Below are 236 nucleotides of genomic sequence, written 5' to 3'. Positions count from 1 at the left end.
TCATTACGCGCCGACAGCACCACCGGCACGGCGCCGGCCGGCCGGACCTCCTCAACCGGAGCTTCCTCGGCCGGCTCCTCGGCCGGAGCTTCCTCGAGGATCAGGTGCGCATTCGTACCGCTCACACCGAACGACGACACACCCGCACGACGCGGACGACCGTCGACCCGCCACTCCCGCGCCTCGGTCAGCAACTCGACACGTCCGGAGTCCCACTCGATGTGCGGAGACGGCTC

1 protein-coding gene is annotated in these 236 nt (G+C 69.9%); it reads right to left on the bottom strand.

Annotated elements, in window-relative coordinates; translation table 11 throughout:
* A partial coding sequence (locus FVS66_RS05080) for a ketoacyl-synthetase C-terminal extension domain-containing protein (RefSeq protein ID WP_399224896.1) occupies positions 1-194 on the bottom strand: 194 nt, incomplete at its 3' end.
* Between the last annotated feature and the right edge of the window lie 42 nt (positions 195-236).

Origin of the sequence: Streptomyces sp. TRM49041 (assembly GCF_008271805.1) — a bacterium.
Lineage (GTDB): Bacteria > Actinomycetota > Actinomycetes > Streptomycetales > Streptomycetaceae > Streptomyces.
This window is presented reverse-complemented; position numbering and strand designations above follow the sequence as displayed.